The sequence below is a fragment of the Acidaminococcus sp. BV3L6 genome (assembly GCF_000468835.1).
GTDB classification, from domain to species: domain Bacteria; phylum Bacillota; class Negativicutes; order Acidaminococcales; family Acidaminococcaceae; genus Acidaminococcus; species Acidaminococcus intestini.
Genome location: NZ_AWUR01000055.1, coordinates 81,151 through 104,617 on the forward strand (window position 1 = coordinate 81,151; position 23,467 = coordinate 104,617).

At 51.6% G+C, this 23,467-nt stretch carries 15 protein-coding genes and 1 pseudogene; 15 read left to right on the forward strand and 1 reads right to left on the reverse strand.

Going from position 1 to position 23,467, the window contains the following annotated elements; translation table 11 throughout:
* Positions 1-10 precede the first annotated feature (10 nt).
* From HMPREF1246_RS10010 to HMPREF1246_RS10075, 12 genes and pseudogenes are all read left to right on the forward strand, one after another.
* The gene (locus HMPREF1246_RS10010; RefSeq protein WP_014129093.1) at positions 11-2,113 is read left to right on the forward strand and encodes an RNA degradosome polyphosphate kinase; all 2,103 of its coding nucleotides are present in this window, start codon (positions 11-13) and stop codon (positions 2,111-2,113) included.
* 147 nt (positions 2,114-2,260) lie between these two features.
* Complete coding sequence (locus tag HMPREF1246_RS10015; RefSeq protein WP_009015175.1) at positions 2,261-2,569, forward strand: hypothetical protein; 309 nt, start codon at positions 2,261-2,263, stop codon at positions 2,567-2,569.
* 473 nt (positions 2,570-3,042) lie between these two features.
* Complete coding sequence (locus HMPREF1246_RS10020) at positions 3,043-3,597, forward strand: phosphoribosyltransferase family protein (RefSeq protein WP_009015176.1); 555 nt, start codon at positions 3,043-3,045, stop codon at positions 3,595-3,597.
* Positions 3,598-3,668: 71 nt separating this feature from the next.
* The gene (gene pepT, locus HMPREF1246_RS10025) at positions 3,669-4,886 is read left to right on the forward strand and encodes a peptidase T (protein WP_009015177.1); all 1,218 of its coding nucleotides are present in this window, start codon (positions 3,669-3,671) and stop codon (positions 4,884-4,886) included.
* Between the two features lie 1,136 nt (positions 4,887-6,022).
* Positions 6,023-6,415, forward strand: a pseudogene (locus HMPREF1246_RS10030) (isochorismatase family protein); the annotation flags it as partial.
* Positions 6,416-6,775: 360 nt separating this feature from the next.
* Positions 6,776-7,642 (forward strand): methylenetetrahydrofolate reductase, encoded by an 867-nt coding sequence (locus tag HMPREF1246_RS10040; protein ID WP_009015180.1) that lies wholly within the window; start codon positions 6,776-6,778, stop codon positions 7,640-7,642.
* Between the two features lie 10 nt (positions 7,643-7,652).
* Positions 7,653-8,348: a vitamin B12 dependent-methionine synthase activation domain-containing protein gene (locus HMPREF1246_RS10045; RefSeq protein ID WP_021737456.1), complete on the forward strand. Its 696-nt coding sequence runs from the start codon at positions 7,653-7,655 to the stop codon at positions 8,346-8,348.
* Between the two features lie 2 nt (positions 8,349-8,350).
* A complete protein-coding gene (locus tag HMPREF1246_RS10050) occupies positions 8,351-10,762 on the forward strand; it encodes a homocysteine S-methyltransferase family protein (RefSeq protein WP_021737403.1) in 2,412 nt (803 codons plus the stop codon).
* Positions 10,763-10,893: 131 nt separating this feature from the next.
* Positions 10,894-11,640 carry a gamma-glutamyl-gamma-aminobutyrate hydrolase family protein gene (locus tag HMPREF1246_RS10055; RefSeq protein ID WP_021737431.1) on the forward strand — a complete coding sequence of 249 codons (747 nt, stop codon included), beginning with the start codon at positions 10,894-10,896 and terminating at the stop codon, positions 11,638-11,640.
* Entirely contained in the window at positions 11,627-12,940 is a 1,314-nt protein-coding gene (locus HMPREF1246_RS10060; RefSeq protein ID WP_021737407.1) for an APC family permease, read from the forward strand. The genes HMPREF1246_RS10055 and HMPREF1246_RS10060 overlap by 14 nt, the downstream gene beginning before the upstream one ends.
* A gap of 307 nt (positions 12,941-13,247) precedes the next feature.
* On the forward strand, positions 13,248-14,369 hold the full coding sequence (gene hydE / locus HMPREF1246_RS10070) for a [FeFe] hydrogenase H-cluster radical SAM maturase HydE (RefSeq protein WP_196800442.1): 1,122 nt from the start codon (positions 13,248-13,250) through the stop codon (positions 14,367-14,369).
* A gap of 144 nt (positions 14,370-14,513) precedes the next feature.
* Positions 14,514-15,626: a 5-methyltetrahydropteroyltriglutamate--homocysteine S-methyltransferase gene (locus HMPREF1246_RS10075; protein WP_021737422.1), complete on the forward strand. Its 1,113-nt coding sequence runs from the start codon at positions 14,514-14,516 to the stop codon at positions 15,624-15,626.
* Positions 15,627-15,676: 50 nt separating this feature from the next.
* Here HMPREF1246_RS10075 and HMPREF1246_RS10080 read toward each other — a convergent pair whose 3' ends face one another.
* A complete protein-coding gene (locus HMPREF1246_RS10080; protein WP_021737391.1) occupies positions 15,677-17,098 on the reverse strand; it encodes an FAD-binding oxidoreductase in 1,422 nt (473 codons plus the stop codon).
* Between the two features lie 261 nt (positions 17,099-17,359).
* Between HMPREF1246_RS10080 and HMPREF1246_RS10085 the strand changes: the two genes are divergently transcribed.
* The 3 genes from HMPREF1246_RS10085 to HMPREF1246_RS10095 all read left to right on the forward strand — a co-directional run bounded on the left by HMPREF1246_RS10085 (position 17,360) and on the right by HMPREF1246_RS10095 (position 23,419).
* Complete coding sequence (locus tag HMPREF1246_RS10085) at positions 17,360-18,982, forward strand: hypothetical protein (protein WP_021737416.1); 1,623 nt, start codon at positions 17,360-17,362, stop codon at positions 18,980-18,982.
* A gap of 122 nt (positions 18,983-19,104) precedes the next feature.
* A complete protein-coding gene (locus tag HMPREF1246_RS10090) occupies positions 19,105-20,265 on the forward strand; it encodes an efflux RND transporter periplasmic adaptor subunit (protein WP_021737393.1) in 1,161 nt (386 codons plus the stop codon).
* A gap of 16 nt (positions 20,266-20,281) precedes the next feature.
* Positions 20,282-23,419, forward strand: a complete 3,138-nt coding sequence (locus HMPREF1246_RS10095) for an efflux RND transporter permease subunit (RefSeq protein ID WP_021737446.1) — start codon at positions 20,282-20,284, stop codon at positions 23,417-23,419.
* The last annotated feature ends 48 nt before the right edge of the window (positions 23,420-23,467 follow it).

The following is a 23,467-nucleotide window of genomic DNA, read 5'->3' on the forward strand; positions in this document are numbered from 1 at the left end:
TGGAACCCTTATGGATCTCAAGAAGCCAGAATATTATATCAATCGGGAACTGAGCTGGCTGAAATTTAACCTCCGCGTCCTGCGTGAAGCTGGCGTCAGGACCCTGCCTCTTTTGGAACGTCTTCGTTTTGTGGCCATTTCTGCTTCAAACCTTGATGAGTTTTTCATGGTCCGTGTAGCCGGTCTTGTGGGCCGCGAGGAATCAGGAATCGAACGCCCCGACATTGCCGGACTTTCCACGCGGGAGCAGCTTACGGCTATTGCGGCAGCTGCCCATAGTGAAATGAAACTCAAGTACCGCTATTTCTTTGCCCTTGTAAAGGAACTGGAAAAGTATGCCATTTCCTTTTCCCGGGTGGAGGATCTTTCGGGAAAGGCGCGGGAAAGCCTTGAACGGTACTACAAGGAAATGGTCTTTCCGGTTCTCACGCCCATGGCCATTGATGCGTCACGGCCCTTTCCTTTTCTTGCCAATAAGTCCCTTAATATCGCCCTTGAACTGCGGGATGCCAAGGACATCCGTAAGATCGCCTTTATTCAGGTGCCGAGCGTCTTGCCCCGTGTCATCCCTGTGAAGGGGGCGGGGGATGAAAAATCCTTCGTTTTCTTGGAAGACCTCATCATGGCACACTGCGGGGAGCTCTTCAAAGGATTGAGCGTCCTTGATGCGGTACCTTTCCGCATTACTCGTGACTCGGATCTTGAGGTTGATGAAGATGAAACCCACGACCTCATGAAGGAAATCGAACGGTCTTTAAAGAAACGCAAAAGAGGGAGTGCCGTTCGGCTTGAAATCAATCCGGAAAAGGGTTCCTTCCTACAGGACTTCCTTAAGCAAGAACTTGACCTTGTGGACGAAGAGATCTACGAAGTGCGGGGCCCGCTGGACCTTACCTTCCTTTTTGGCTTCATCAGCCAAAAGGGGATGGAGTCCCTATGCTTCAAGCCCTATACGCCCCAAGTACCAGCTGAACTGACGCCCGACCTTTCCCTTTTTGACCAGATCCGGGACCATGATATTTTGCTCCATCACCCTTATGAAAGTTTTGATCCTGTCGTCAATCTCATCCGGGATGCAGCCGAAGATCCCAAGGTCCTTGCCATCAAGCAGACTTTGTACCGTGTCAGCGGGAATTCACCCATTGTCGCGGCCCTTGCCAAAGCGGCGGAAAACGGCAAGCAGGTGACGGCCCTGGTGGAACTGAAAGCCCGCTTTGATGAAGAAAACAATATTGTCTGGGCGCGCCGTCTGGAACGCGCCGGCTGTCACGTCATCTATGGCCTTGTAGGGCTGAAGACCCATTCCAAGATCACTCTCATTGTGCGTAAGGAAGAAACCGGCATCAAACGGTATGTCCATTTGGGGACGGGAAACTACAACGATAAGACGGCCAAGCTCTATACGGACTTTGGCCTTCTCACGGCAAACGATGAATTTGGGCAGGATGCCTCTGCCTTTTTCAATGTCCTTTCCGGTTATTCCGAGCCGCCCACCTTCCACAAGCTCATCATGGCTCCCTTGGGCCTGAGGGAACGGATGACCGAACTGATTGATCGGGAAATTGCTCATGCCAAGGCGGGAAAGGAAGCCTATCTCATTGCCAAGATGAATTCCCTGATCGATCAGCCCATGATCGAAAAGTACTATGAGGCCTCCCAAGCTGGCGTCAAAGTCGATCTGATTGTCCGCGGGATCTGTGGCCTGCGTCCGGGAATCAAAGGGCTGTCGGAAAATATCACGGTCCGTTCTATCATTGGCCGTTTTCTTGAGCATCACCGGGCCTATTATTTTTGGAATGACGGTCAGGAAGAACTCTATCTTTCCAGTGCAGACATGATGCACCGCAATCTCAGCGAGCGTGTGGAACTCATGTTCCCTGTTGAGCGCCATGCCCACATTGAACGGATCAAGGCCTTTCTTGATCTGTGTCTCAAGGATAATGTCGGGGCCCATATGGAGCTTTCAAACGGCAATTACCGCCGCGTCTACGCTCATGGCCGGGAAAAGGTCAGTGTCCAGGAACGCATGATGGCCTGGTCCATGGCCCATGCACCCAAAAAGAAATTGCCCCTTTCCCAGCGCCTGAAACCGGTTTATCATAAGGAATCCTGACGATTTCTGCCGTCCTGTCCCGCGTCTTTTTTCTTGAGACATCGGGACAGGATTTTTTTTGTACGTCTCCCAGAAACTTCCCGTGCATCGAGTCCATCCTTTATGATATAATGGGGCTATCACTTGAAAAGAGGATGGTTTAACAGTATGGCAATAAAAAGTGTCACTTTGAATTATAACGGCCATTATGGCGCGCTTGACTATAACGAAGAAACCAAGGAACTTACGGTCACCATCAAAGGCGAGACCCAGATCGAGCAGAAAGTCATGGACTTTCTTGCGGCACCGCATAAGATGGAAGTCCCTATTGACGCCTGTACTTATCATTTCGAAGAGCGGACCTTCCTTGCCAGAGACAGTTGGAAGGACTGCCAGCAGGTATTGACCCGTCTTTGGGTCAATACGGGCGTTTTGGTGGAGTGGAGCATGCCGCCCCACATGGTGGAAGACCTGTAAGGGATTCCGAACGGAGGGCCCGTCCTGGATAAAGACGCGGCCTTTTTTCCATTTCTTTCCCCCAGAATAGCGGTGGAAAAGGCAGCTAGGCCATTCCGTCTTTCCAATCATAGGTTATACACAAGGTTATCCACAGGGACTGTGGATAACCTTCGATTTGGTGAATAACTTTCTTCACTGGGCTGGAAAAGCCCATGAATGGGGACCTTTTATTGTGGATAACTTGACTGTCTCCGCGTGCGAAAGTGCCGCCTGCCTTTGGCACGAACGCTGAATAAAAAGCGAAAGAAGGCGGCTTGCGTGCGGGTTTTTAAAGCATTCAATCTTTGGAGACTCATCTTTCCAGCAGGCAAAGAAGCTGCTGCCTGCGACCAACCCAAATGCAGCTGGCGTGATCAATCGATGAAGGAACACTTCCCGCCGTAAGGAAGGGAAAAGGAACCACTTTTGGTATGAAAGGGGCATACATACAAATGGCTGACCGATTTTATGAACTGCACGTCGCAGGTGTAACAAGAAAACTTCCGATTCTCAATGTCAATGACAAACTGGCCATTGCGGGCTTTGTCATCCTAGGCGATGTGGAGCTTGTGGAAAAGGCCGCTGCAGCACTTGTCAAACGCGTGCCGCCGGAAACGGAAATCATGGTGACCGCTGAAACCAAGGGCATTCCTTTGGTTCACGAAATGGCGCGCCTCATGGGGATGCCGCGTTATGCCATTGCCCGAAAGTCCGTCAAGGCTTACATGGAAAATCCAATTATTGTTGAAGACCGCTCCATTACAACCAAGGGAAAACAGATCCTCGTTCTTCAAGATGAGGATATTGCCCTTGTTCGCGGCAGGAAGGTCCTCCTTGTGGATGATGTCATCAGCACAGGCGGCTCCATCAAGGCCTTGGAAGAACTTATCGAAAAAGCGGGCGGCACAGTGATTGGGCGCATGGCCATCCTCGCCGAAGGGGACGCCATGAACCGCAAGGACATCGTGACTCTCGAGAACCTGCCGCTTTTTGACGCTCAAGTCTAACTTCCATTGTTGACTAGGGCCAATTTGAGGGGAATTGATTTCACATCACAGCAGAAAAGGAGACAAAAAACATGACCACTGCAACAGAACGCTTCCTGAAGTACATCGCTGTCAACACAACCTCCGTAGATGATGCCAAGGTGTATCCATCCAGTCCGAACCAAAAAGTCCTAGGAGCCCAGATCGCGGAAGAAATGAAAGCCATGGGTCTTACGGATGTAATCCAAGATGAATATGGCTATGTCATGGGGACCATCCCCGCGACCCGTGATAAGGGTCCGACCATTGGCCTCATCAGCCATCTTGATACGAGCAATGCTGTAAGTGGCGGTCCAATCCATCCTGCCTTTGTAGATTATCAGGGGGGCGATATCGTCCTTAACAAGGAACAGGATATTGTCATGACGCCAAGCGCTTTTCCCTGTCTCAATGAAGTCAAGGGAAAACGGCTCATTGTGACAGATGGAACGACACTTTTGGGGGCTGATGATAAAGCCGGTGTGGCTGAAATCATGACCCTTGCGGAGCGTCTGCTTCGTCCGGATGCTCCTAAACACGGAAAGATCCGCATTGGTTTTACGCCGGATGAGGAAGTCGGGGAAGGTACGAAGTTCTTCGATCTTGAAAAATTTGGTGCCCAGATTGCTTATACTGTTGACGGCGGAGCCTTGGGTGAACTGGAATATGAAAACTTCAACGCGGCTACGGCAACTATCACCATCAAGGGCGTGAGCGTCCATACGGGAAGTGCCAAGAATCAAATGATCAATGCGGCCGCTGTGGGTTGTGAGTTCCAGTCCTTGCTGCCGGAAAAAGAGCAGCCTGTTTATACTGAAGGGTATGAAGGGTTTTACCATCTGTCTTCCATCGAAGGCAGCTGCGAGCACTGCGAAATGAAGTACCTTCTGCGCGAGCATGACGCTGAAAAATTTGCTGCCCAGAAAAGGAAAGTGGAAGAAATTGGCAGGAAGCTGAACGAAAAATGGGGAAGCGGTGTCGTGACGGTCTCCATCCGTGACTCCTATGCCAATATGCGTCCCATCATCGAAAATCATATGGAACTTGTCGATGAAGCTCGTCATGCTTTTGAAGCCTGCGGGGTAAAACCCATCGTGCAGCCTATCCGCGGCGGTACGGACGGGGCGCGTCTCAGCCATAAAGGACTGCCTTGTCCGAACCTTTCGACTGGCGGCTATCTTTTCCACAGCCGTTATGAATTCATTCCTCAGGAATCCTTGGAAACCATGGTGGATGTGCTGGAAAAATTGATAGTAGGACTCAGTAAGTAAGTTTTTTACTCGGCGCACAAATCGCGCCGATTCGATGCAGATACATACGTGCCCTCCTTGCTTGAGAAAAGATTCTTTTGAGAGCAAGGAAGGCATGACGATTCGTAAGAAGTCACGTACCATAATCTCATTTCTAAGACGCCCGAAAAAATGCCGTCGTCGGGTGGGCCGCTCCTAGGAATTTTTTCGGATTGCAGAGGAAACCTTTTTCGCCTATGGCCCATATCGACCCATCTGTGTTGTCAAACGCGGCGAGCCTCTTAGCAGTACCCCGCTTCTTGTACGGCGTCGTCGGCCCGCTTCGCGTTTTTCCTAGCATCTGGGCTAATCTGGAGCCATATTCGAAAAAGGTAAATAGAAAAAAGACCGTAAGGCAAAAGACCTAACGGCGACGATTCGATGCATCCTGCATCGAACCTAAAGAAAAAGAATAAAAAAGGGGAAAGCCTCAAACCGAATCAAGACACGAATTCGGTTTGAGGCTTTTTGATCTTCTACGTAGTTTGTTTTCTTAACTCTTAGGATTTAATGCTATTGTAAGATTTAGCAACGTTTCTTCAATCCACGGGAGTACCTGCTTTTTCGCCTTAGAGCTCGATTTCTCTGAAATCGAGCCGCCCCGCCAGGGCGGGGGACCGAAACTGGAAAATTTCCATAAGCATTTATCATTAAAATTTCCCGGTTTTGGTGGTGGATGAGGAGCGGTAGCGACGTCTCATCATGAGCGGTAGCGAAGCAGATTCGCCCGGAGTTTCGAAGGACGCTTTTGGAGCGAAGCAGAAGTCCGAGGAACATGTTTGAGGGCGAATTAAGTTCCGCCCCCTCCCGAAGGGCGGTTTGGGGCGGAGCGGTACGGTCTTTTGCCTTACAATCCGCCTTCCTATCGACAAGAAACGTGACCTCGACAACATAGTTACTGCGTCTCAGCAGTCCGCGGACGCTTGGGACCTGCCCCCACTGCTTCTTCCCTCTTTTTTACTTATGCGTCCCTAAGCCCTCGAGCCCATACATGGTAAAGCGCAGGAGCTGGAGCTGCATTTCGTACCAGTCATCGTTCTTGCACCAGCCAATCTTCTTGTTGACCGCCATGGATCCGTTGATGATGCTCCCAAAGACGCTTTCTGCTGTCGTGGCGGGAACGCCCTGCTTTTGTAGAAGAAGTCAAAAATATGGGCCGCAAGACCTTCATCATTGCAGGGACGGTTACGAGCGTCTGCCTTGCTTTCCCGGCAATCAGCGCCGTCCATGATGGCTATAAGGTCTTTGCCCTGCCTGATGCATCGGGCACCTATTCCAAGATGGTCGAGGAGATCTCCCTCGCCCGTATGGTCCAAGCCGGCATTATTCCGATGGATACGTCTTCTGCCATTGCTGAGCTCCAATTTACTTGGCACCGTGAAGATTGGGAAAAATGGGCTCAATTGTGGTCCCGCGTATTCACGAACTATGGTCTCCTGCTGGAAAGCTATGCCAAGGCCGTCGAAGTTACGAGGACGGGCGAACCCATGGACAGCCTGCACGAAGACTAAAGCATCAAGCCCTGAAAATCACCGTGACGGAGGGTCTCTCTCGGAACACCATCAGTCCTTTCCTCTTTGCGGGGAAGGGACTGATTTTTTATGCCACTCTGGTGCGTCATTGCCCTGCAAAATAGGGTAACCGTTGAGGTGTCAGCCGCCCTGAGCAGGGAGCCTTTCTTGTAAGGGAAAACGCCGCCTTCACTCAATTTCAGCTCCGAGCTGCGGCTGCAGCCCTTTGGCAATTCCTGTTTCCTCCCACAAAAGAAAAATAGAATCTTTTGTGGACATATTGTTACTTTTTTCTTTTTTATTGCCTATCTTTTCCCTTTGTATTACAATAGGGACATTGTAAGAGAAGGGGGCCCAGCCATGAAAATCAAGGAACTTCTAGATAGTCCCAAAGTAACCATATCATGCGAACTTTTTCCGCCCAAAAAAGGGACAGAACTGCAAAATGCCATGGATATTGTCCATGCTATTGCCATCGATGGGGTGGACTATATGAGTGTCACGTATGGCGCCGGCGGCACCGCAGTCGGCAAGAGCCTTGCGATTGCCTCTGAGGTCGAGCGGAGCGGGGTCCCGGCCTTGGCCCATCTAACTTGTATCGGTGCGAAAAAAGATGGCATCGCCCGCGTCCTTCGCGACATGAAAGCCGGCGGCATTGATAATGTCCTCGCCCTGCGCGGTGATCGTCCTCAAGGGATGGACGAGCTGCCGGAATCGGACTTCCCCCATGCTAGCGACCTCGTCCGCTTCATCAAGGAAACGGGGGATTTCTGCGTGGGCTGCGCTACCTATCCTGAGGGACATCCTGAATCGCGGACCCTTGATGAGGATTTGGAGAATATGAAACGCAAGGTAGATGCGGGCTGTGATTTTCTCGTGACACAAATGTTCTTTGATAATGAGATGTTCTATAACTTCATGTATCGGCTCCTGGCCAAAGGGGTCCGTGTCCCTGTTGTGGCCGGCGTCATGCCGATCACGAACGCAAAGCAGGTGGAACGCATCTTTACCCTCAGCGGAACACCCATTCCCAGCAAGCTGCGGGCCGTGGTGGAGCGCTTTGGTGATCATCCGGAGGCTCTGCGTCAGGCGGGGATGGCGTATACGACGGGTCAGATCATGGACCTGATTGCCAACGGATTCAACCATATCCATGTCTATACGATGAATAAACCGGAAGTCATTGGCGGCATCCGCCGTACTCTTTCGGAAGTTATCAAACTGTAAGGAGCCCAAGATGGCACAAGTAAAGATTCCCTTTGATGAAAAGGAAGCGGTTCGCTATTTTGGTGCCCAAAAAGATGATCGGGAAGCTGCGCGCCTGGTTGATGAAGCCTTTATCGCCCTTCGCAACGAAGTCCAGCCGCGTGCCGTGAAACGGCGTCTTTCCTGCCGCGTCACGCCCCCTTGTGACGGCGGGATGGGCCGCGTGGAACTTGAGGGCGGCACGGTCTTTGAAAGCAGCCAGCTTGCCAACCACCTTTTGGGCTGTCCGGAAGTGATTCTTTTTGGGGCCACCTTGGGCAGCCGCTTTGATATCGGCATCCGACGCCTCAGTCTGCAGCGGATTGCCTATGGAGCCGCGGCCCAAGCCGTTGGTGCAGCTCTTATTGAAAGTTACTGTGACGAGCTGGAAGAGAAATGGAAGGGGGAGTTATCTGCGGAATTTACCTACCGGTCACGGTTTTCTCCAGGGTATGGGGATTGGCCGCTTACGGATCAGGAAAAGATTTTCCGTCTCTTGGAGCTGCCTAAGAAGATTGGCCTTACGTTGACGGCAGGAGGCTTAATGGCGCCTATTAAGTCCGTAACGGCTGTGATTGGCATCAATCATGGCCTTCAAAATGAAACCAGAAAGGAGCCGGATGCTCGTCATAGCTCGTGCAATGCCTGCACGGCCTTGAACTGTCCTTTCCGGAAAGAGGAACCTTGACGATGGAGATTCGAGAACGGTTAGAAAAGGAACGCTTGTTTTTTGATGGCGGCATGGGAACCATGCTTCAAAGCGCGGGGCTTATGCCGGGTGAGCTGCCAGAACTGTGGAACCTGAGCCATGCTGATGTGATCCAAGGCGTCCACGAAGCCTATATCAGGGCAGGGGCCCAAATCATCAAGACCAATACATTTGGCTGCAATGGCCTCAAATTTGGAAAGGCCCATGGCACGCCAGCGGTTTCGACTCTTGTTACGGCAGCGGTAAAACTTGCCCAAAAGGCCTTCCAGGCTTGTGGCGAGAAAGGATGTGTGGCCCTTGACCTAGGACCGACGGGAAAGCTTCTCCAGCCGTATGGAGACCTTCCGTTTGAAGAGGCCGTGTCCCTTTACGCGGAAGCGGTCGAAGCAGGGAAAAAAGCCGGTGCTGACCTTGTCCTGATTGAGACCATGAGTGATACCTATGAGGCCAAAGCGGCAATTCTGGCCGTAAAGGAACATTCTAATCTGCCTTTTGTGGTGACCTTTACGTTCGACGAAGAAGGAAAGCTCTTAAGCGGCGCCGATGTGGAAACAGCTATGATTGTCGCTTCTTCCCTAGGGGCTTCGGCTGTTGGTTTCAACTGCGGGCTGGGGCCCAAGGAAATCAGCCGCCTTGTGCCCCGCGCCCTTGCGGCCACGGACCTGCCTCTTGTGGTCAACCCGAATGCCGGTCTTCCTGTCACGCACGATGGGGTCACACAGTTTGAGGTGGGACCTGAGGAATTTGCCGCAACCATGTTGGAATTTGCTCCCCAGACAGCCCTTTTGGGTGGCTGCTGTGGGACAACGCCCCAGCACATCAAAGCCCTTGTAGAAAGCTGCGCCGAGCTGCCGCCTCCGGAAAAACGGAACGGGGCCCCAGAATGCATTACCGGCTATGGTGCGCCTGTTTGTTTTGACCGCATGCCTGTCATCATTGGCGAGCGCATCAATCCGACGGGGAAAAAACGGCTCAAAGAGGCCCTTAAGGCCGGGGATATGGATTATGTGTGCCAGCTTGCCTTGGAACAGATCGATAAAGGGGCCCAGGTCCTTGACGTCAACGTCGGCGTACCCGGTATTGATGAACCGGCCCTTCTTGAAAAGGCGATGAGGACACTCCAGTCCATTACGCCCCTGCCGCTTCAGATTGATACGAGTGATCTCAAAGCCATGGAACGGGCCCTGCGCCTTTATAACGGACGGCCTCTCCTTAATTCTGTAAATGGCAAGACAAATTCCCTTTCGTCGGTCCTGCCCTTAGCAAAGAAGTATGGCGCAATGCTGGTTGGACTTTGTCTTGATGATGACGGGATTGCGGAATCGCTGGAAGGCCGGCTCAAAAGTGCACGCCGCGTCATTGACGGAGCCAAAAAGGCGGGCCTTTCTGAAAAGGCACTGCTTCTTGATCCCCTTGCCATGACCATCAGCACGGGGGGACAAAATGCCCAGATTGCCCTTTCCATCATCGCGGCTCTCAAAAAGGCAGGACTTAAGACGGTTATGGGAGTCTCGAATATTTCCTTTGGCCTTCCTCATCGGGACGCTGTCAACAGTGCCTTTTTTGCCTCGGCTATGCAGCTGGGCCTTTCGGCAGGCATCATCAATCCTAATTCAGCACCGATGATGGAAACCTATCTTGCCTATGGCGCCTTAAGTGGGTATGACACAAGCTGCAAGGCCTATGTTTCCTATTTTGCGGATCTGCCAACAGAAAAAAGGGAACCCCATGTTCCTGCCGCAAAAGACAGCGGCGAACAAGGCCGCTATGGTCTTGACGAAGCCATTGAAAAGGGCCTCATCTCACCGGCTGAGACGGCGGTTGCAGCGCTTTTGGATGAAGGAAGGGACGCACTTTCCATCATCAATGAATATATGATTCCAGCCCTTAACCGCGTGGGCGATGCCTTTGAAAAAAAGACCCTCTTCCTGCCCCAGCTCCTCATGAGTGCCGACGCGGCCAAAGCAGGCTTTGAAATCATCAAGAAAGCAATGTTCCAAAAGGGTACGGATAGGGGGAAAGGCGACCCTGTCATTGTTGCTACGGTCAAAGGGGATATCCACGATATTGGGAAAAATATTGTCAAGGTGCTTCTTGAAAACTATGGCTATGATGTCATTGATCTTGGCAAGGATGTGCCGCCGGAGGCCATCGTGGAAAAGACCTTGGAACGGGATGTGAAGCTTGTGGGCCTTTCGGCCCTCATGACAACGACCTTGGGTTCCATGGCAGAAACGATCCGACAGCTTCGTGAGAAGGCACCGGGGTGCCGCGTCATTGTTGGCGGCGCCGTTATGACCGAAGAGTATGCGGCAGAACTGGGCGCGGATGCCTATGCGGGAAATGCCGTTGCGGCCGTAAGCTATGCCAATGCCCTTTTTCGCAAAAAGTAGAACAGAAGCAACCTGTCTTTGAAACCTTGTTTCACAATTTTTGTTGAACAGAGAAATTTTCATTTTCTTCACAATTTCATTGTGCTAGAATGAAAAATATACAAAAACATATAGAAAGAAGATGAACTCCTATGACAGCAAAACCGTTAATTGGGATTTCCGGCAGCCATATGATTGATGGCGGCGGGCAATTCCCCGGTTATCATCGAAGCTATGTGAACCATGATTATGTCCGTTCTGTTACGGAGGCGGGCGGTATCCCCCTCATCATTCCTTTCAATGAAGAGGATGATGTCGTGGAAGCCCTTATGGACCGCGTCGATGGGCTCCTTTTGTCGGGCGGACACGATGTGTATCCCCTCCTTTATGGGGAAGAACCTTGCCGGCAGATTGGCGCGGTGTGGCCGGAACGAGATCATTTCGACATGCTGCTTTTGAAGCGGGCGGAAGCACGGAAAATTCCTGTTGTCGGGATTTGCCGCGGTCTGCAGATCATCAATGTGGCGCACGGCGGGACGCTTTATCAGGACCTTTCCAAAGATCCCCAGTCCTTTGTGAAGCATTCCCAGAACCAGGATCCGGCGACGGCGACGCATACCATTGAAATCGATCCTCAAAGCCGGCTGGCTTCTCTTCTCGGCCGTACGGAATGGGTCACGAACAGCCATCATCACCAGACCGTTCACGAAGTGGGCCAAGGACTCCTTGTTACGGCCCGCGCCAAGGATGGCACCGTGGAATCCCTGCAGGGTACGGGGGAAAGCTATCTCATGGCCTATCAGTTCCATCCGGAAATGATGTCCATTCACAGCAAGCTTGCTCGGAACCTATTTGTGGATTTTGTCAAGGAAGCGGAGGTGCGTCATGGGAACCGATAAAAAAGATAAATTTGGCCTTTGGAGCATTGTCCTTCTCGGTATCAACGGTATCATCGGGACGGGAATCTTTCTCCTGCCAAACCGGGCCTATGCCCTGATGGGACCGTCAAGTCTCCTGATTCTTCTTTTTGACGCGTTCCTTGCTGGCTGCCTTGCCCTTTGCTTTGCGGAAGTCGCCGGTTTCTTTTCCCGGAATGGAGGACCGTACCTTTATGCCAAGGCCGCTTTTGGGGATTTTGTCGGTTATGAAGTGGGCGTGCTGAAGCTCGTTGTGACCATCATTGCCTGGGCGGCTATGGCCGTTGGCTTTGCGACGGCACTGGGCGCGGCCTTTCCGTTTTTTGCCGGCGACACCATGAAGAACCTCATTGCTGCCGTGCTCATTGGCGGGCTTACCATCATGAATATTGCAGGGGTCAAGATTTCAAAGATCCTCAATAACATCATGACCATATCCAAATTGGTTCCTTTATGCGTCTTTATTGCTGTGGGCCTGTTTTTTGTCAATGGCAGCAATTTCACGCCTTTTGTTCCGACCCATATGGCTGACGGGGCCTTTGCCAATGCCGCCATTACCATGTTTTTTGCGTACACGGGATTTGAAGCCATTGCGGTTGCCGCCGAAGACTTCAAGGATCCTAAAAAGGATTTGCCTCGGGGTATCATCCTGACCATGATCATTGTCACCATCATCTATATGCTCGTCGTGGGGATTTCCATTGGCATCCTGGGACCGGATCTAGCTGTGGATAAAGCTCCTATCCAGACCGCCTTTGGCCGCGCCGTTGGGCCCGTCGGGGCTTATTTCATCCTGATCGGGACGCTCTTTAGCATGGGCGGCATCAACCTTGCCGAATCCTTCATTGCGCCTCGGGCGTGCACGTCCCTTGCTGAAGACGGCATGCTGCCGGCTTTCCTCAATCGGCGCACGAGCTGGGGCACGCCGTGGGCTTCAAGCGTCGTCGTTGCCATTCTCAGCATCCTTCTTGCTTGGAGCGGCAGCTTTACGACCCTTGCTGCTATCAGTGCCGTAAGCCGGTTTACCCAGTACCTGCCGACGGTCCTTTCAGTCATTGTCTTCCGCCGCAAGTGGAAGGACCGGGAACGGACCTATAAGATCCCTGGCGGCATCTTTGTTCCAGTCGTTGCCTTTTTAACGAGTCTCTGGATGCTCTCCAATGCCAAACCGATGCAGCTTGTCTGGGGCCTTGGCGGAATCCTTGTCATCGCACCCTACTATCTTGTCTATAAAAAGAAAAAAGCCGAGGGCCTCGTCAAAGATCACGACGAAGAAGCCTGATGTACGGGAGACTGCGGAAAAATGAGTAATTCATTTTTCCGCAGTCTCTTTTGTTCATTTTCCTGATTCGAAAAAAAGTCAGATGGCACTGGGGGCTGGACGTGACGACACATGGTTAGGAAAGGAAGCGCCCAGGCGTAAGCTATCCCCAAACGTGGGACGGTCCACTGTACGATAGCCCATGAGCCCATTGATTCCTCCATTTTTTTTAATGATAGAACGGGCTTACCTTTCCCTTGAATTCGCCCAATTTCCAAGGCCAACATTTGACAGGCCGCCCTCTTTCCATATACAATAACGTCACTTGATGGAAGATAGGAGAACCGTTGTGACCATTGATGCAATCTTACAGAAAGAAACCTTGACCCATAGTGACCTTGTGACCCTTCTGGGGACAACGGACGCGGGACAGCGAAAGAAACTTTATGATGCGGCTTATGCCGTAAAACTCAAATATATTGGTAATGTTGACCATTACCGGGGCCTCTTGGAATTTTCCAATCGCTGTATCAAGAATTGCAAATACTGCGGCATCCGCCGGGATAATGAAGAGGTGGAACGCTTTGACACGCCTTATGAAGATCTTCTTGCCATGGCCCAATGGGCTTATGATGAGCGTTACGGATCGCTGACCCTGCAGAGTGGGGAGCGTCAGGACGAGGAATTCATTGCCTACGTGGAACGTCTGATCCTGGATATCAAAAAAATTGGCGGCGGTGCCTTGGGCCTTACGCTTTGTGTTGGGGAGCAGACGGAAGAAACCTACCGACGCTGGTTTGAAGCGGGGGCCCATCGCTACCTTCTGCGCATTGAAACGAGCAATCCTGCCTTATATCGGACCCTTCACCCCCAAGATGGGCACCATAAGTGGGAAGTGCGCCGTGACTGCCTAAAGACGCTCAAAAAGATTGGCTACCAGGTAGGAACCGGAGACATGATGGGGCTGCCGGGGCAGACCTTGGATGACCTGGCCTGCGATATCGAATTTTTCCGCCATATGGATATCGATATGATCGGTATGGGTCCTTATGTCGTTCACCACAATACACCGATTGGGAAACATGTCCTTGCAGCCGGCGGTGACAGCAAAGAAGCACAGAACCAGCGCTTTATTCTGGGCCTTAATATGATTGCCGTGACGCGTCTTTACCTTAAGAACGTCAATATCGCCGCTACTACGGCGCTTCAGGCCCTGAATCCCTTGGGACGGGAACTGGGGCTTTTGGCAGGAGCCAATATCCTCATGCCGCTTGTAACGCTGCCGAAGTTCCGCCCTCAGTATCTGCTTTACGACAACAAACCCTGCGTTGAGGATTCCCCGGATCAGTGTAAGCACTGCCTTGCCGGTCGGGTGGCCTCTATTGGGGATAAAGTCGGATTTGGCGAGTGGGGCGATTCACCGCATTACTTTGCCGAAAAGACACAATAATAAAAAAGGAAGGGACGGGACCCAAAAGGGGACCGTCTTTTTGCTATGCTTTAAAGTTATAGGAAATGGTATAAAAAGCCTATTTTACAAATAAAAAGCATTGCGTTAGAATGGATTCCATCATCACCGTAAGGGGGAATCATCATGGCTGTACAGAGTCCCGTTCATTTTGATATTGTAGGCAGTTTCCTGCGTCCGGAACGCCTCAAAAAGGCACGTGAGGCGTTCCGCTCCGGCACCCTCGGTCAGGCTGCCCTGCGCCGCGTGGAAGATGAGGAAATCCGCAAACTCATCAGCAAGGAAAAGGCTCTTGGCCTGCGCACCCTGACGGATGGGGAGTTTCGCCGTGAATATTGGCACCTTGATTTTATGTGGGGCCTTGGCGGAATCAAGCGGGAAACCCTTTCCCATGGCTATTTCTTCGAAGGGGAGGAAACGGGCCGGGATACGGCAGTCCTTACGGGAAAGCTTTCTGGGGACCATCATCCCATCGTCGATGATTTCCGCTTTACCCAGCAGTTTGCCTATCAAAATACAGTGGTAAAGGAAACTCTCCCTGCTCCGGCGCATTTGCTTGATGAGCTTTACCGGGAGGAAAACGTCGCGGTCACAAAAGCAATCTATCCTGACGAGGACGCGCTCATCGATGATATTGTCGCCGCTTATCGAACCGTGATCCGTGACCTTTATGATGCTGGCTGCCGCTGCCTGCAGCTGGATGACTGTACGTGGGCCATGCTCTGCGACACGAAGTACTGGACCCAGCGCCAGGGCGGAACTGAAAATCTTAAGGTCATTGCTGAACGTCATCTTACCATCAATAACCGAGTCCTGGAGGACCAGCCCTTTGACCTTGTCATCTCGACCCATGTGTGCCGTGGTAACTACCATTCGACTTGGGCGGCCCGAGGCGGATATCTGCCTATTGCGCCCCTTCTTTTTGCTCGCGAAAAGGTTCATACCCTCTATCTTGAATTTGATGACGAGCGTTCCGGTGGGTTCGCTCCATTGCGTTATGTATCACCAGATAAGACGGTCGTCCTGGGCCTTGTGACGACCAAACGTCCTGACCTTGAAGATCCGGAACGTATCCGGGAACGCATCAAGGAAGCGGCCCAGTATGTTCCGCTTTCCCGGCTCAGCTTAAGCCCCCAATGCGGTTTTGCGTCGACGGAAATCGGAAACAAGCTGACGGAAGAGGATCAGTGGAAGAAGATTGCCCTTGTGCGCGACATTGCCCAGACGGTTTGGGGATAATAAAAAAGGCGAAGGAACCGGATGGGTTCTTTCGCCTTTTTGCTATATGATTAGAAGCAAACTTTATTGGGGTTCAGGATAAGGTCTGGATCAAAGACCTGCTTGATGCCCTGCATAAGGGCAATGGGAAGGGGACCCAGGTTTTCCGCAAGGTAAGCCCGTTTGCCGAGACCAATCCCGTGTTCTCCGGAAATCTGGCCGCCCAATTCGGACGCTTTGGCGTAGAGGGCGTGCATGAAACGTTCTGTTTCTTCCTTGAAGGGCAGGATGTCTTCACGGGCGCCTTTTTTGCAGGCATAGACGTGGATATTGCCATCGCCGGCATGGCCGAACATACGGATGTCAAAGGAAAAGCCTTCCGCAATTTCCCGGATGTAGAGGGTAAAGTCCGGAATCTTTGAAACGGGGACGACCACATCACATTCATCAATGAGGTTATAGATTGATTCAATCCCTTCAAGGAAACTGGAGCGGGCTGCCCAGGTCTTTTCAAGATACATTGGAACATCGGCAACAAGGACGTCAAGAGCGCCTTTTTCCAGGAGCATTTCGGCCGCTTGTTCTACGAGACGGTCCAATTCATCGTTGTGATCGGCATCAAGGGTGATGAGGAGATAGGCGCCGACTTCGGTTCCTTCCACCACTTTCGGAAAAACGCTTGTCCCCATGTAGGCTTCCGTGGTTTCAAGCATTTCCTTTTCAAAGAACTCCAGGGCCTGGGGTTTCAGGTTCGAGTGCTTGATTTCAGGAACTGAGCCAATGGCGTCAGCAAGGTTTTCGAAGGGGACGATAAGGGAACAGTGGCAGGCTGGGGGCGCAATGAGTTTCAGTGTCAGTTCCGTAATGATGCCCAGTGTTCCTTCTGAACCAATCATCAGGTGGAGCAGGCTATATCCCGATGAGGATTTGGATACAGGCGCGCCTACGTGCATGATTTCCCCGCTTGGCAGGACAACGGTCATGGCTTCTACGTAGTCCCGCGTCGTTCCGTACTTGACGGCCCGCATCCCGCCGGCGTTGGTTGATACGTTGCCGCCCAAGGTGGCAAACTTCTCACCTGGATCGGGCGGATAGAAAAAGCCCCGGGATTCAGCGTCCTTGGCAAGGTCTGCCAAAAGAACCCCTGCTTCGATGCGGACATTCATGTTTTCCTCGTCGTAACCAAGGATCTTGTTCATGCGCATGGTGCACAAAACGACGCCCCCTTGGACCGGGGTGCATCCCCCTACGAGGCCCGTTCCCGCGCCGCGGACCGTGACGGGGATATGATGGCGGGCACAGACTTTCATGATGGCTGAAACTTCTTCCGTTGACGTGACGTCAATGGTTACTTCCGGCATGGCAAGGCCGTAGATGGGCATATCATCATGTGTGTAGTCAGGATTGATTTCTTCACCGACGATGACACGGTGACCAGAAATGGCCTTCAGTTCATCGAGGATGTCAGGCGTAATGGCTTCATACTGGGTCATAATAGGTACCTTCCTTTTCTTTGGGGAGGAGACTGTCCTCCGGACTCACGTGACTCTAAGTATAGGCGTCTTGGAACTTTCTGTAAAGGGAAAATACAGAATTTTTTAAAAAAACAGACGCCCCCTTGCAGAAAGAAAAATATGGCCGTGCCCGTGCTTTTCTGTGAGGCCTATAGTATAATGAGAAAATAAGTGTTCATAATAGATCAATCATCAAGAATTTGACTTTTTCTTCTACATCGCAGAGGAGGTTTTATTGATATGAATTGCAGGAAACATACCTTTGTTACCATGGTCCTTGCAGGACTTTTGGGAATGCCCGCCCTTTGGGGGGAAGCAGCCTCTCCTAAAGGAAAAGCACCTCTTCCGGAAGCCGCCCGTACAGCGGCTGAGGGGTGGAGCCAAAAGGAAGCCGCCAAAAAGGGAACCGCACCTGTAGAGGGAAAGACCAATCAAAAAAATCTGGCAGCTCCCATCAGCAATGTGCCTGTCAAGCCTCCTTTCAAGAAGGCGGTCCGTGAAGTGGAACTCAAGCTTCAGCGCGGCCAGCTCATCAGCGAAGCCATTGGAGATGTCGACGGCGATGGGAAGGAAGAGGTTGTGGATCTTTTAGGCAATCCCGTTGTTGAAAAATCCTCTTTTATGGGGGACCTTTATATTGTTGTCAAGGAAGTCGGGAAAAAGGATGTGAAATATTTCATCCGGCCCCAAAACCTAGGCGGTTATGATCCCTATCTCATGCTGGCTGATGTGACCGGCAGCGGCGCACCCAATGTCATCGTCGCGGCTCCTACGGGCGGCACGAGCGGTATGGTGGATTTCCGTATCCTTGATTTTACCGGGAAGAAACCGGATGAAATCTTTACCGCTGCCGATAACCGGGGTGTCCAGATTGTAGGAACCTATCTTGACGGCTATCGGGCCCGCCTCCAGTTCCCTAATCTGCCCGGGAAGATGCAGGAAGTCGTCGTCGATCTTTCCCGCAATGAAGATGCCTACCACACACTGAACGTCTTTGATGAAACGGGCCGTGTCCTTCCTTCCGGTCAGCGGCCTTACGCTCAGGGCATCAGTGAACTCATTCCCATGGATACGGACGGCGATGGGGTGGATGCCCTCATTACGACGCAGAAGGTCATTGGTGCTGTTCAGGCCGCGCCCATTGGCTATGTGAGGACCTTGTGGGCTTATCGGGCCGGTACGTGGCAGGTCCAAGATGTTTCCTTCAGGACCGAGCTCTATACGAAACCGGCTTATCAGACAAGTGACCGCGTCAAGGGCAAATCAGGATATGAAATCATCCCTCTGCCTCTTGATACCCCTGTGGGCAATCTCTATTATCCTCATTTCCAAAAGTTCGATGCAAAACTTGCTTGGAAAATGAACCATGCTATGGAAATGTTCTATCGCAGCAAGATCCGCGATGCCAGCTTTGGAAGTAGGCTCCATCTTTCCTATGATGTGAAGTACGCAGGGAAAAACTATGCCAGTATCCTCGTCATGGGTCTTTACTCCGACCATGAGATGAATGAACCCATCATCCAAGGTTTCAATTTTGATTTGCGGACCGGGGAAGCGGTGGAACTTAAGGATCTTGTCCGGCCTGCGGGCAAGTTCTGGACCATGGTTCGCAATGAAGCCCAAGCGTCCGGGATTTCCCTCACGGAAAAAGACGTGAAAGGATTCTACTATGATGGTGCCGTGTTGGGACTGTTTTATGGCGACAACAGGGAATTTGATCTGGAAGAAGACAAGGTATTGCCTTTCATGATCAAGAATCGTCTTGAAGAAGAATTTTTGACTAGCCAGTCAAAAGAAGAAAAAGAAAGAAATGCCGAGAAAAAAGAAGAACGGAAAGTAAAAACAACAGAATCCGAGATTTGAAGGGACCCTCTTCATAGGGTATAATGTATAGAAATTTTGTCGATTCAGTTTACTTTCCCTTGCTGGAAGTGCCTCTTTAGGGGCACTTCCTTCAGCAAGGAAGGATTTTAGGAGGAGTTTCAATGCTAGGAAAAAAGAAAGCCATGGCTCTAGGGCTGGCACTTCTCGTTGCCTTGGGAGCTGCCGGTTGCAGCAAGAAAACAGCCGCTCCTGGTGGCGCTGTCAAGGTCAAGGTCATGCAGGCCATCAAGCGTGATACACCGCTGACCTATGAGTACACCGGTTTTGTTGAAGCAAAGGATCAGGTTTCCATTAAGTCAAAAGTCACAGGAACCATTATCAAGAAGTATGTCAATGGCGGCGATTATGTTGAAGCCGGACAGCTTCTTTACGAAATCGATCCTCGGGCCTATGAAGCCAATGTGCTCAATGCTCATGCCAATCTAGCCAATGCCCAGGCTTCCCTTGCCAATGCCCAGCGTGATGCAGCCCGTTACCAGAGCCTTTACGAAGAAGGAGCTGTTTCCAAACAGACAGCAGACCAGTACAATACGGCGCTTGAACAGGCTCAGGCCAGCGTCAATGCGTACCAGGCCCTTGTGACAAGTTCCCAGGTAAACGTCAGCGATACAAAAATCGTAGCTCCCTTTGCAGGGAAAATCGATACGAATACACTGGCTGAAGGGGAATTTGTAACGGCCAACTCCACCGTCCTTACGACCCTTTCCAACAGCGATCCCATGCGGGTGCGTTTTTCCGTTTCCGAAAGTGATTACCTTGATATGTTGAAGGGCAATACGGACAACGGCAATCAGCTGCGTGACATTACGCTGACCCTCGCCGATGGATCTACTTATGCCTATAAGGGATATGTCGATCAGGTCGACCGTTCCGTCAGTGATTCAACGGGTACCTTGACTTTGAAGGCACTCTTCCAGAATCCGGATCATCTGCTCCTTCCTGGTATGTTTGCCAATGTTTCCGTTGTGGGTTCGACGGAACCTGGAGCCATCCTTGTTCCTCAGCGGGCTGTTACGGATCTGCTCTATAAGCATTATGTCTATGTCGTCAATGCTGACAACAGCGTTTCTATGAAGGAAGTCCAACTTGGCGCCCGCATTGGCCGTTTGTGGCTCGTCAAGAGCGGTCTTGACGGTACGGAAACTGTTGTGGTTGAAGGCGTACAGAAACTAAATAAGGACAGTAAGGTTGATCCCGTAACCATGACGGAAGATGAACTCGACACGTCGAGTGATTCTTCCAGCGCTGGGAGCGCAAGCTGACAAGGAGGTCTAGGAAGTGGCAAAATTCTTTATTGAACATCCTGTTTTTGCCTGCGTTATCTCCATCATCATCGCCCTTGTCGGTTCCATTTCCGCCGTCAGTCTCCCTGTTGCCCAGTATCCGCAGATTTCCAACCCCCGTATTTCCGTATCAACGAACTACGTTGGTGCCAACGCTGAGGTTGTAGAGCAGACGGTTGCCCAGGCAATTGAAAAAGAAGTCAACGGCGTTGACAACATGGTCGACATGCGTTCCACCAGTGATAACGATGGGAACTACACCCTTGATATCAAGTTCGATCTCGGTACGGATGATGACATGGATATGGTCAAGGTCCAGAACCGCGTGGCCCAGGCCAATGCGTCCTTGCCGAGCGAAGTAACAAGCTATGGCGTAACGACCAGTAAGCAGGCAGAAGAGACCATCATGTATTTCTCCCTGTTGTCGCCGAATGGGACTTATGATGAACTCTTTCTTAAAAACTATGGCACGACGCAGTTCGTCGATGCCTTGAAACGTGTGGATGGGGTTTCCGAAGTCAACGAATATGGTCCGGACCTGTCCCTGCGTGTTTGGCTCGATCCGATGAAGATGGCCCAAAATGGCCTTACGGCCGCCGATGTCAAGTCGGCCATTACCAGCCAGAACATTCAGGCACCGGTTGGTTCCATCGGGGCCCGTCCTACAGAAAACGATCAGGAATTCCAGTATTCCGCCCGTCTGCAGGGCCGACTCAAGACGGAAGAGGAATTTGGCAATATTGTTCTAAAAAACAACAATGGACAGCTGCTCCATCTGCGTGACATTGCCCGCGTCGAGTATGGCAAGCGCAGTGACGGGGTTGTTGGCCGGTTGGATGGGATTCCTGCCATGCAGTACGCCATCCAGCTGAACTCCGATGCCAACTCCTTGGAATCGGTTGCTGCCATCAAGAAAGTCCTTGAGGAAGCGGAAAAGAACTTCCCACCGGACATGAAGATTGAAATCGTTCAGGATAATACGGAATACGTTAAGGAATCCCTGAAGGAAGTCGGGGTGACCTTCATTGAAACCCTGCTCCTTGTTGTCCTTATTACCTGGATCTTCCTCCAGAGCTGGCGGGCCACGCTGATTCCGGTCCTTGCCATTCCGGTTTCCCTTTTGGGAACTTTTACTTCCTTCTATATCTTTGGCTTTACCATCAACACCTTGACGTTGTTTGCTTTGGTGCTGGCCATTGGTATCGTCGTCGATGACGCCATCGTTGTTGTCGAAGCCGTTGAATATAACGTCGATGAAATGGGCATGAGTCCAAAGGAAGCTACTTTCGCCGCTATGCGCAGCGTATCGGGCGCTATTGTGGCAACGGCTTTCGTGCTCCTTGCCGTGTTCCTGCCAGTTTCCTTTATGGGCGGGGCAACGGGCGTTCTGTATAAACAGTTCGCTCTTACCATCGTGGTCGCCCTATCCCTTTCCGCTGTCGTTGCCATGAGTTTGTCACCAGCTGTCAGCGCGCTTGTCATCAAGCCGAAAAAGGACCTCAAGAAAGCTACGGGGCCGATTGGGAAACTCTTTGATGTATTTAACCGCGCCCTTGAATGGGCGACGGAAAAATATGTCGGCCTTTCGAAAAAACTGTTGAGCCATTATAAAGTAGGGCTTGCCGGCATGCTCGTTGTCTTCTGCCTGATTGGGTTCTTCTTCAAGATGATCCCGACGGCTTACGTGCCGGATGAAGACCAGTCCTTCATGCTGGTGTCAGCTTCCCTGCCAGCGGCTGCTTCCACGAACCGGTCCATGGCCTTTACGGAATCCTTCGGAGCCAAGATTGCTGAGATTCCCGGCGTCCGTCACGTCATGCAGATCATCGGTATCGATATCCTGTCCTCGACGCGTCAGCCAAACGGGGTCCTCATCCCGGTTAAGCTCAATGACATTGGGGATCGTGAAGGCAAGAACGGTCAGTCGGTCCAGGAAATCATCAATAAGGTGGCGGCGTTGGGTGCCGATGCACCGGAAGCCACGGTGCGCGCCTTCAACATGGCTGTCCTGCCGGGCATGAGCAATACGGGTAACCTCAGCCTTTACATCATGGATACGGTCGGTAAGGACACCAGCGAAATGACTCAGGATGTTAATAAGCTCCTTGGCCTCATCAACCAGCGTCCGGAAGTCGGAATGGCCTATACGACATTTTCCAATAACACGCCATCCATTGAGTTCCATCTCGACCGCGAAAAGGCAGAAAGTCTCAATATCCCTGTTTCCAACGTAACAACGGCCCTTCAGGCAAACCTCGGCGGCAGTGAAGTCAACGACTTCAACCTCTTGGGGAAAACCTGGAAAGTCGTCATCCAGGCAGATAAGAAATATCGTGCCGATACGAAACAGCTTTCCAATATCTTTGTGAAAAATACTTCAGGTGACCTGATTCCGCTGTCTGCCGTCGTAACCTCGCAGGAAATTCAGGCACCGCCGGTTATTACGCGTTTCAATAACGCCCGCGGCGCTAAGATTGCCGGCAGTCCGGCAACGGGTTATTCCACCGGTGACGCCATGAGTGCCATCGATGAAGTCCTGAAACAGAATCTTCCAAGCGGCTACACCTATGAATGGGTTGACCAGAGCCGTGACGAACGAGATGCAGGGTCCTCGTCCTACATGATCTTTGCCGTGTCCCTGATTTTCGTTTACCTTTGCTTGTCCGCTCTTTATGAATCCTGGTCCCTGCCCCTTGGCATCATCTTTGGTGTGCCGACGGCGGTCATGGGCTGCGTCGGATTCCAGTATCTGCGTGGACTGTCTGCCGATATCTACATGCAGATCGGGATGATTGTGCTCATTGGTCTGTCGGCCAAGAACTCCATCCTGATCGTAGAATACGCAAAGATGCGTGTCGATAATGGCCGTGCTATCCTGCCGGCTCTGATTGATACGGTCAAGGTTCGTCTGCGCCCGATTCTTATGACGGCGTTCTCAACGGTCATTGGTGCTGTGCCCCTTGCGTGGGCCTCCGGCGCTGGATCCGGGTCCCGTATCTCCATTGGTACGGCCATCATCGGGGGGATGATGAGTTCCACGCTCCTTTCTATCTTCCTCGTACCGGTCCTCTTCCTTGTCATTGAAATGATCTTCCATCCGGATATCCCCGTGGGTTCTGTCGATGACGAATAAGTTTGTCCTGTCCCTTGCTTTCTTTGAGGAAGCAGGGGACTTTTTTGG

Excerpts from the sequence above, each read along its gene's own strand:
- HMPREF1246_RS10050 (WP_021737403.1), top strand. The coding sequence starts at position 8,351 with ATGGAGATTCGAGAACGGTTAGAAAAGGAACGCTTGTTTTTTGATGGC.
- HMPREF1246_RS10060 (WP_021737407.1), top strand. The coding sequence starts at position 11,627 with ATGGGAACCGATAAAAAAGATAAATTTGGCCTTTGGAGCATTGTCCTT.
- HMPREF1246_RS10080 (WP_021737391.1), bottom strand. The coding sequence starts at position 17,098 with ATGACCCAGTATGAAGCCATTACGCCTGACATCCTCGATGAACTGAAG.
- HMPREF1246_RS10045 (WP_021737456.1), top strand. The coding sequence starts at position 7,653 with ATGGCACAAGTAAAGATTCCCTTTGATGAAAAGGAAGCGGTTCGCTAT.
- HMPREF1246_RS10010 (WP_014129093.1), top strand. The coding sequence starts at position 11 with ATGGATCTCAAGAAGCCAGAATATTATATCAATCGGGAACTGAGCTGG.
- HMPREF1246_RS10075 (WP_021737422.1), top strand. The coding sequence starts at position 14,514 with ATGGCTGTACAGAGTCCCGTTCATTTTGATATTGTAGGCAGTTTCCTG.
- HMPREF1246_RS10055 (WP_021737431.1), top strand. The coding sequence starts at position 10,894 with ATGACAGCAAAACCGTTAATTGGGATTTCCGGCAGCCATATGATTGAT.
- HMPREF1246_RS10090 (WP_021737393.1), top strand. The coding sequence starts at position 19,105 with ATGCTAGGAAAAAAGAAAGCCATGGCTCTAGGGCTGGCACTTCTCGTT.
- pepT (WP_009015177.1), top strand. The coding sequence starts at position 3,669 with ATGACCACTGCAACAGAACGCTTCCTGAAGTACATCGCTGTCAACACA.
- HMPREF1246_RS10085 (WP_021737416.1), top strand. The coding sequence starts at position 17,360 with ATGAATTGCAGGAAACATACCTTTGTTACCATGGTCCTTGCAGGACTT.
- HMPREF1246_RS10040 (WP_009015180.1), top strand. The coding sequence starts at position 6,776 with ATGAAAATCAAGGAACTTCTAGATAGTCCCAAAGTAACCATATCATGC.
- hydE (WP_196800442.1), top strand. The coding sequence starts at position 13,248 with ATGGAAGATAGGAGAACCGTTGTGACCATTGATGCAATCTTACAGAAA.
- HMPREF1246_RS10020 (WP_009015176.1), top strand. The coding sequence starts at position 3,043 with ATGGCTGACCGATTTTATGAACTGCACGTCGCAGGTGTAACAAGAAAA.
- HMPREF1246_RS10015 (WP_009015175.1), top strand. The coding sequence starts at position 2,261 with ATGGCAATAAAAAGTGTCACTTTGAATTATAACGGCCATTATGGCGCG.